This window comes from Microcystis sp. LE19-10.1B (assembly GCF_027530565.1).
GTDB lineage: Bacteria > Cyanobacteriota > Cyanobacteriia > Cyanobacteriales > Microcystaceae > Microcystis > Microcystis aeruginosa.
Window position 1 is genome coordinate 1 of sequence record NZ_JAPZQM010000420.1, and the last position, 8,098, is coordinate 8,098.

The 8,098-nt window shown below is 45.1% G+C and carries 7 protein-coding genes; 4 read left to right on the forward strand and 3 right to left on the reverse strand.

Going from position 1 to position 8,098, the window contains the following annotated elements:
- The first annotated feature begins 665 nt into the window (after nucleotides 1-665).
- Nucleotides 666-2,186 (forward strand): anthranilate synthase component I, encoded by a 1,521-nt coding sequence (gene trpE / locus O9332_RS15235; protein ID WP_288026258.1) that lies wholly within the window; start codon nucleotides 666-668, stop codon nucleotides 2,184-2,186.
- 196 nt (nucleotides 2,187-2,382) lie between these two features.
- Here the strand turns inward: trpE and O9332_RS15240 are convergent, their stop codons facing one another.
- Nucleotides 2,383-3,678 carry a Glu/Leu/Phe/Val family dehydrogenase gene (locus O9332_RS15240; RefSeq protein ID WP_288026260.1) on the reverse strand — a complete coding sequence of 432 codons (1,296 nt, stop codon included), beginning with the start codon at nucleotides 3,676-3,678 and terminating at the stop codon, nucleotides 2,383-2,385.
- Here O9332_RS15240 and O9332_RS15245 point away from each other — a divergent pair.
- A complete protein-coding gene (locus tag O9332_RS15245) occupies nucleotides 3,677-3,982 on the forward strand; it encodes a hypothetical protein (RefSeq protein ID WP_196219867.1) in 306 nt (101 codons plus the stop codon). The genes O9332_RS15240 and O9332_RS15245 overlap by 2 nt on opposite strands.
- Here O9332_RS15245 and O9332_RS15250 read toward each other — a convergent pair.
- A complete protein-coding gene (locus tag O9332_RS15250; protein WP_487353236.1) occupies nucleotides 3,968-4,129 on the reverse strand; it encodes a CAB/ELIP/HLIP family chlorophyll-binding protein in 162 nt (53 codons plus the stop codon). The genes O9332_RS15245 and O9332_RS15250 overlap by 15 nt on opposite strands.
- Before the next feature lie 257 nt (nucleotides 4,130-4,386).
- On the opposite strand from O9332_RS15250, the gene O9332_RS15255 reads away from it, so the two are divergent.
- Both O9332_RS15255 and O9332_RS15260 read left to right on the forward strand, forming a co-directional pair.
- Nucleotides 4,387-5,949, forward strand: coding sequence for a B12-binding domain-containing radical SAM protein (locus O9332_RS15255; protein WP_002762021.1), 1,563 nt, complete (start codon nucleotides 4,387-4,389; stop codon nucleotides 5,947-5,949).
- A 478-nt stretch (nucleotides 5,950-6,427) separates the two neighbouring features.
- Nucleotides 6,428-7,507 (forward strand): AOC03_06830 family ribosome hibernation factor, encoded by a 1,080-nt coding sequence (locus O9332_RS15260; RefSeq protein WP_002762020.1) that lies wholly within the window; start codon nucleotides 6,428-6,430, stop codon nucleotides 7,505-7,507.
- A 2-nt stretch (nucleotides 7,508-7,509) separates the two neighbouring features.
- Here the strand turns inward: O9332_RS15260 and O9332_RS15265 are convergent, their stop codons facing one another.
- Nucleotides 7,510-7,953 carry a molybdenum cofactor biosynthesis protein MoaE gene (locus tag O9332_RS15265; RefSeq protein ID WP_002762019.1) on the reverse strand — a complete coding sequence of 148 codons (444 nt, stop codon included), beginning with the start codon at nucleotides 7,951-7,953 and terminating at the stop codon, nucleotides 7,510-7,512.
- Between the last annotated feature and the right edge of the window lie 145 nt (nucleotides 7,954-8,098).

Sequence of the window (8,098 nt, forward strand, 5' to 3'; positions counted from 1 at the left end):
CCCGGAACCGGCGACAATTAAGTTCTCTGGTGTCACTCCCTACGAAGCATAAATAATCCCTAAAATCGAGAGTGGGGAGTTAGATTTAGAAGCTATTTGGCCCCAAGATTTAACTTCTGACTCTCGATTTCTCTGATCGCAATCGCAATCAATTGCTAGTTAGGGTTTACTGAAAAAGTTTTTCCTGGGGTTAGGAGTTAGTGGCCGGTCGTCAGGAGATTGCTTTTATTTATTCTCCTAAGTAGCTGGTTATAATTATATTAAAAATGGATTTTAGCTTCGATCCCCCCTTAATCCCCCCTTGATAAGGGGGGTGTCTGACAACTTTTAACCCCTACCTACTTAGGGTTGGCTGAATAAATCTAAAAACCTTGTTTGGTAAGACTTTTAGACTTTTTGTCAATCAAAAAGTACCAGATCTGGGAGTGATCGGGGGAAAATCCCTGGACTTTTTCCCTGAAAATTAGGTAATTGACCCCCTCAAAATCGCTAAAACCCTACACCCCACACCCCACACCCCACACCCTGTCCACACGAAAAACTTTTTCAGCAGACCCTACTTATCTCCCCTGATCCCCACTCCTTCATAATTTATAATTTATAATTCATAATTCCTTTTTTTCCCCTACAAGTGTTGTGCTATCCGTTTCTTGAACCATCAAAATATGATCTTCCCCGACTTCGATCGCTTTCGTCAACTCGCTGGTCAAGGTAACTTTATTCCTGTCTATCAAGAATGGGTCGCTGACCTAGAAACACCCGTTTCGGCCTGGTATAAAGTTTGTGCCGATCAAGCCTACAATTTTTTATTAGAGTCGGTGGAAGGGGGCGAAACCTTGGGACGCTACAGCTTTTTAGGAGGCGATCCCGTCTGGGTATTAGAAGCACGGGGAAACACCACTACCCAAACTTTTCGCGATGGTTCTCAAGAGATTTTTTCGGGGGATCCTTTCGAGATTTTAACCCAATGTTTAGCACCGATTGTGCCGGTTAAATTGCCGCAATTACCCGCCGGAATAGGGGGTTTATTTGGTTTTTGGGGTTATGAATTAATTAATTGGATTGAACCGCGAGTGCCTATTTATCCCGCTACGGATGCCGATCTACCGGATGGTATTTGGATGCAGGTGGATAATCTGATTATTTTCGATCAAGTTAAACGGAAAATCTGGGCGATCGCTTATGCCGATATTCGGGGTAATAATCCCGATTTAGCGGCCGCTTATCAAGCGGCCTGCGATCGAGTGACACAGTTAGTTCTGAAGTTACGATTACCCCTACCAACTAATGCCAAAACCCTGGAATTATTACCCGTTGGTCAGGGAAAAGAATTAGTCTATGAAAGCAATACAACTCAGGAAAAATTCTGTCAAAATGTCCTAAAAGCTAAGGATTACATCAAAGCGGGGGATATTTTTCAGGTGGTTATTTCCCAGCGTTTAAATGCCAATTATCAGGGTCATCCCTTCGATTTATATCGTTCCTTGCGTCTGATTAATCCTTCTCCCTACATGGCTTTTTATAACTTTAAGGATTGGCAAATTATTGGCTCTAGTCCTGAAGTGATGGTTAAGGCAGAACGGGACGAATTAGGTAAAATAAAGGCTACAGTCAGACCAATTGCTGGCACCCGTCGCCGGGGACAAAACTTCAGTGAAGATCAAGCTTTAGCAACGGATTTATTGCAAGATCCCAAAGAAATTGCCGAGCATATTATGTTAGTGGATTTGGGGAGAAATGATCTAGGCCGGGTGTGCGATCGAGGTACGGTTAAAGTGGATGAATTAATGATCATTGAACGTTATTCCCACGTTATGCACATTGTTAGTAATGTGGTGGGGTATTTAGCCACCAATAAAAGTGCTTGGGATTTATTAAAAGCTTGTTTTCCCGCGGGAACCGTCAGTGGGGCCCCGAAAATTCGTGCTATGGAAATTATTCATGAATTAGAACCCTGTCGTCGTGGTCCCTATTCAGGGGTTTATGGTTACTACGATTTCGAGGGACAGTTAAATAGTGCCATCACGATTCGCACTATGATTGTTCGTCCCCAGGGTAATCAAAATTATCTGGTTTCCGTGCAGGCGGGAGCAGGGTTAGTCGCTGATTCTGAGCCGGAGAAAGAGTATGAAGAAACCCTCAACAAAGCGAGGGGTTTATTGGAGGCAATTCGCTGTTTAAGTTAGATTTTTTAGCCCAGATCCAGTTAAGAGGATTTTGCCATGATTTCTGAGCAGGAATAGGGTTAACTAACTGGGGTTTGCGGCAAAAAGTTTTTCCTGGGGAAGTGGGGAAGTGGGGAAGTTGTCTCATCACCCTATCACCCCAAAACCCTATCACCCTATTTATTTCCTGACGACCGACGACCGACGACCGACTCCGTTATGCTCCCGTCTTATTTTGGTAATAGTCGCGGGTTCCCTTGGCATCTAGGGCCTCACCGAGACGAGCAATGGCCTGGGCGTAGGCGGCGTTACGCAGAGATATATCGAACTCCTGGGCGAAAGACCAGACTTTTTCCGCTTCTGTCACCATTCTTTCTTTTAAGCGCTCATTGATCTCGTTTAATCGCCAATAAAGACCGCTGCGATTTTGCACCCATTCAAAATAACTCACCGTTACCCCACCGGCGTTAACCAAAATATCGGGGAAAACGAGAATCCCTTTTGATTCTAAAATGCGATCGGCTTCTGAGGTAGTCGGACCGTTGGCCACTTCAAAGATATATTTTGCCCGCACGCGATCGGCATTTTCGGCGGTAATTTGGTTTTCTAGGGCAGCCGGAATCAAAACATCCACATCTAGGGCTAACAATTCTTCATTACTAATCGCCTCGTGTTCGACGATATTACACACAGTACCCTCACAGTAAATAGCAGTAATTCCGCGATGTTCCTGTTTATACTCACGAATGCTGGCAATATCTAGGCCTTTTTCCCGATAAATGCCGCCCTGGGAATCACTTACCGCCACCACTTGATAACCGGCTTTGGCGAGGAGATCCGCTACTACAGCCCCAGCGTTACCGAATCCTTGGACGGCTACGGTAGTATTAGCCGGTTTTTTGTCTAATTTAGGCAAAAGAGAATGAATAACATGAAAAGCTCCTGTTCCCGTCGCCGTATCGCGGCCACGACTGCCTCCCATGGTTAAAGGTTTCCCCGTCACCACCGCCGGACTAATTTTACGCTGAATGATGCTGTACTGGTCCATCATCCAACCCATGATCATCTCGTTGGTATAGACATCGGGGGCAAGAATATCGACATCGGGACCAATAAAGTCGGCTATACCCTCGATATAGCCCCGGCTAAGGCGTTCTAACTCGGCTTTTGACAATTCTTTCGGATTGAGGGTAATGCCGCCCTTAGCCCCACCAAAGGGCAAATCCAGCAGGGCGCATTTAAAGGTCATCCAAAAGGCCAAGGACTGCACCTCATCAATGCTGACGTTGGGATGATAGCGCACCCCTCCTTTGCCGGGGCCGCGGGTGTCATCGTAGCGGACGCGGTAGCCTTGGAAGATTCTTAAAGTGCCGTTGTCCATACGGACGGGTATGGAGACGCTGAGACTAGCTTTGGGATATTTTAACCGCTCGATCGCATCATCGGAAATGGAGACATACTTAAGGGCGCGTTCTAGGCGACTGCTGGCATCGGTAAAGAGTGATTTCGACATGATTTTTTTCCCCCTATCTATCCCCATTAGAACACGAAAAAACAGTATATTTCGCTACAGTTTATTTTTCTTAATTAACCATAGACAGGAATTGCCGACAAGTGTTCTCAAACAAGGTTACTTGAGAGATTTTCCAGTACATCATCTACCCCACACCCCACACCCCACTTCCCTATCACCCCACTCCCCCATCCCCAACCTGCAACTAAAAAAGGGAAAGAGCGATGCTCCTCCCTTTTTTGATAATTTATTCAAGACGATTGTAGATGCACAGCAATCGAGGCTGAAATTACATCAAGCCTAATTGAGCAAGGATACCTTTGTGGGTTAAGTATTCCGTAGCTACGCCAATGACGAAACCGAGCATGGCTAAACGACCATTCCAGTTTTCAGCGAAAGCGGTGAAGCCGAGTTTGTTTTCTTGCTTATCCATGGTGAATTGCCTTCCTATAATAAAATTGCATTTGATTCAAGTGCTTGATATTAAATGTAACATAACTTCCCAGACTATGCAACATTTGTTTACATAAATTTTATTAATGTTGACCATAAACTTTTATGGGGGCAGGGTCAAGGGTGGGCATGGCGGCCGAAAATCAAGCCTGATCTTAGTTCTAGGGCTAAATAACGGTTTTCCCATCCCTGACCGAAAAAGATTACAATCAAGCGAAAGGTCAAGAATCGATCGCCATCGAGCGAGGAGTGAATATGCGCGCCTTACTGATTTATCCCGTTTTTCCGCCGACTTTCTGGTCTTATAACAAAATTCTGGAATTAGTCGATCGCAAAGTCTTACTTCCTCCCCTGGGTATGGTGACGGTGGCGGCGATTTTACCGCAGCAATGGGAATTTAAACTGGTTGATCGCAATATTCGGGCGGTGACAGAAGCAGAATGGGATTGGGCCGAAATAGTGATTCTTTCGGGCATGATTGTGCAACGTCAAGATTTAATCGAGCAAATTCACGAAGCCAAGCAACGGGGTAAACTGGTGGCTGTGGGTGGTCCCTATCCAACTTCTATCCCCCACGAAGTGGCCGAGGCTGATTTTCTGATCCTCGATGAGGGAGAAATCACCATCCCGATGTTTGTGGAAGCATTGGCAAGAGGAGAAACTAAAGGTGTTTTCCGCACCACAGAAAAACCCGATGTGACAATTACCCCGATCCCACGCTACGATCTGCTCGATTTTGAAGCTTATGATTCCATGTCGGTACAATTCTCGCGCGGATGTCCCTTCCAGTGCGAATTTTGCGATATTATCGTTCTCTACGGTCGTAAACCCCGCACCAAAACCCCCGCACAATTATTAAAAGAATTAGATTATCTCTACGAGTTAGGTTGGCGCCGGGGCGTGTTCATGGTGGATGATAATTTTATTGGCAACAAGCGCAACGTTAAATTACTCCTCAAAGAATTAAAAGTTTGGCAAGAAGAACACCAGTATCCTTTCCGGTTTAACACGGAAGCATCGGTGGATTTAGCCGCCGATCCCGAATTAATGGAAATGATGGTTGATTGTTACTTTGATGCCGTCTTTTTAGGTATTGAAACCCCCGACGAAGAAAGTTTACAATTAACCAAAAAATTCCAAAATACCCGTAGTTCGTTAACCGAGACGGTAGAAAAGATTATTAAAGCCGGATTGCGCCCTATGGCGGGATTTATCATCGGTTTTGATGGCGAGAAAAAAGGAGCGGCCGATCGCATTATTAATTTTGTCGAAGAAGCGGCCATTCCCACGGCTCTATTTGGAATGTTACAAGCTTTACCCAATACCGCCCTATGGACTCGCTTGGAAAAAGAAGGACGACTACGATTAACGGGGAAACAGGACATTAACCAAAGTACCCTGATGAATTTCGTTCCCACTCGGCCGATCGAAGATATTGCCACGGAATATATTGAAGCCTTCTGGAAATTGTACGATCCGGAGGTATTTCTTGATCGCACCTATCGCTGTTTCCTGAAATTAGGCGCACCTAAAGCGAAACCAGCCTTTAAACTGCCTCGACGGGCCGATCTCTATGCCCTAGCGGTAATTATCTGGCGACAGGGCTTTAAACGTTCCACTCGCTGGAAATTCTGGCAGAATTTATTCGGTATTTTGCGCCATAATCCCGCCAATGCCGAACACTATATCACTGTCTGCGCCCACAACGAGCATTTCCTGGAATACCGTCAGATTGTTCGGGATGAAATTATGGCACAATTAGCCGAATTTCAACGCCAAGAGGCATTAACAGCGGAAAAAACCGCCATAGCGGCCTAATTAGGGTATGCTGAAAAAGTTTTTCCTGGGGGCAGGGTGTGGGGTGTGGGGTGTGGGGTGTGGGGTTTTACCGGTTTTGAGGGGGCCAATTACCTAATTTTCAGGAAAAAAGTCCCGGAATTTTCCCCCTGATCACTCCCATGCCCAGTACTTTTTGATTGACAAAAAGTCTAAAAGTCTTACCCAACAAGGTTTTTAGATTTATTCAGCAGCTCCTAATTATTCCGAGGATGGGTTATTTACCCATCCTGAACATTTTCTGTCCTGATGGTGGACGATCGATAAATCAATACTATTCCTATTTTCCGGTTAAAAATTCCCTCAATCTCTGCCAAAGCAATTCAGTATAATTTCTTAATTTTCTAGATATAACTACATTTTTTCCCTAAAATGTTAGCTGGAATACTGAATAAATCGAGAAAATCTGGATAAAGCCAGTATTTTTAGCTCCTTAACCCTATCAATCAAGCTAAAATCAATGATTACTCGTCAAGAACTTAAGAAACTACAATCCCTAACTCAAATACCCGCCCTTTCCATTCTCTTACCTACCCATCGCACCTCACCGGATAACAAACAAGACCCTATTCTCGTTAAAAATTTGGTCGATGAAGCAAAGCGCCGATTATCGGCAGAATTCTCTAAACGTGAAATCGAACCTTTGTTCGATCGCCTCGATAGTCTAGTGGCTGAAATAGATTATCCTTATACTCTAGATGGATTAGCTATCTATATTGGTCCGGATATTGCCAAGCTTTATAACCTGCCTTTTTCTGTCCAGGCAAGAGTTGTCATCGATAAAACCTTTGCCACACGGGATTTAGTTTATGGATTACATCGAGAACAACCCTATTGGCTGTTACTATTAAGTCAGGGTTCTACTCGTTTAATCTCAGCTACAGGAGAAACTCTCGAAGAAATTCGCGATCAAAATTTTCCCTTAGAAATGACTGGACCGGGGGCCACCGCACCACTGCCCTTTGATGCCGATACCAGTTATCTAGATGATAGAATCCGGCGATTTTTCCAGCAGGTAGATAATGCTCTGGGTGAATACATTGACATTGATGATTCTTCCCCTTTGATTGTGGGTGGAGTGGTTCGTCAAATTTCCTTCTTTCAAGAAGTTTCACAGTACACATCAGCAATTGTTGGCACTTTAACCGGCAATTTTGACAAAACCTCACTGCCAGAATTAATTCCGCAAGTATTGCCGATTATGCATTCAGTGCGTCAGAATCAAAAAACTGAAGCCCTGCAAGCTTTGGACGCGGCAGTCAGCGCTCAAAAAGTTATCTCTACCCTGGGAGAAGTGTGGCGTTTAGCGCAGGAAGGTCGAGGAAAATTGTTATTAGTGGATAAAAATTACCATGTACCCGCAGTTTTAAGCGAAAACGGTGATTTGATACTGGTGGAAAACGTCGGTGGTACGGAGGTAATCGATGATGCAGTGGATGAAATTATCGAAGTGGTATTGGCCAAGGGAGGACGTGTAGCTTTAGTCGATGAAGATTCCTTGAACGATTACCAAAAAATTGCCTTAATTTTGCGTTATTAGACCTAATGTTCCGTTTCACAAGCCCCAATACTAACCCATTGACTAGAACCATCAGACCAGTATTCTTTTTTCCAGATGGGGGCATTATGCTTGAGAGTATCAATAGCATAACGACAGGCTGCGAAAGCTTCCCCCCGATGGGGACAACCCACCGCTACTAAGACGCTAATTTCACCGATTTGTAGCTTACCGGTGCGATGGTGAATGACAACTCGATTGGTATCGGGCCAGGTTTGCCGAATTTGCCCGGCAATTTGCCGGAAAACCTCGATCGCCATGGGTTCGTAGGCCTGATAATCAAGATAAATAACCGGTTTACCGTCGGTTTGCTCCCGTACAGTGCCACTCATTAGTACAATAGCACCATTAGCCCCATCATCGGCTAATTGATATACTTCCTGCAAAGATAAGGGAGCAAAACTGACGCGAAAACTATCTGGTGTCATGGATGAGGTGATGGGTGTAGGGAGTGGGGTGTAGGGTGTGGGGTGTAGGGAGTGGGGTGTAGGGAGTGGGGTGTAGGGAGTGGGGTGTAGGGAGTGGGGTGTAGGGTGTGGGGTGTAGGGTGTGGGGTGTAGGGTGTGGGGTGTA

What these genes read in the sequence shown, in the direction of transcription:
- trpE (WP_288026258.1), top strand. Translation starts at nt 666, where the DNA reads ATGATCTTCCCCGACTTCGATCGCTTTCGTCAACTCGCTGGTCAAGGT.
- O9332_RS15245 (WP_196219867.1), top strand. Translation starts at nt 3,677, where the DNA reads ATGATTTTTTTCCCCCTATCTATCCCCATTAGAACACGAAAAAACAGT.
- O9332_RS15240 (WP_288026260.1), bottom strand. Translation starts at nt 3,678, where the DNA reads ATGTCGAAATCACTCTTTACCGATGCCAGCAGTCGCCTAGAACGCGCC.
- O9332_RS15255 (WP_002762021.1), top strand. Translation starts at nt 4,387, where the DNA reads ATGCGCGCCTTACTGATTTATCCCGTTTTTCCGCCGACTTTCTGGTCT.
- O9332_RS15260 (WP_002762020.1), top strand. Translation starts at nt 6,428, where the DNA reads ATGATTACTCGTCAAGAACTTAAGAAACTACAATCCCTAACTCAAATA.
- O9332_RS15265 (WP_002762019.1), bottom strand. Translation starts at nt 7,953, where the DNA reads ATGACACCAGATAGTTTTCGCGTCAGTTTTGCTCCCTTATCTTTGCAG.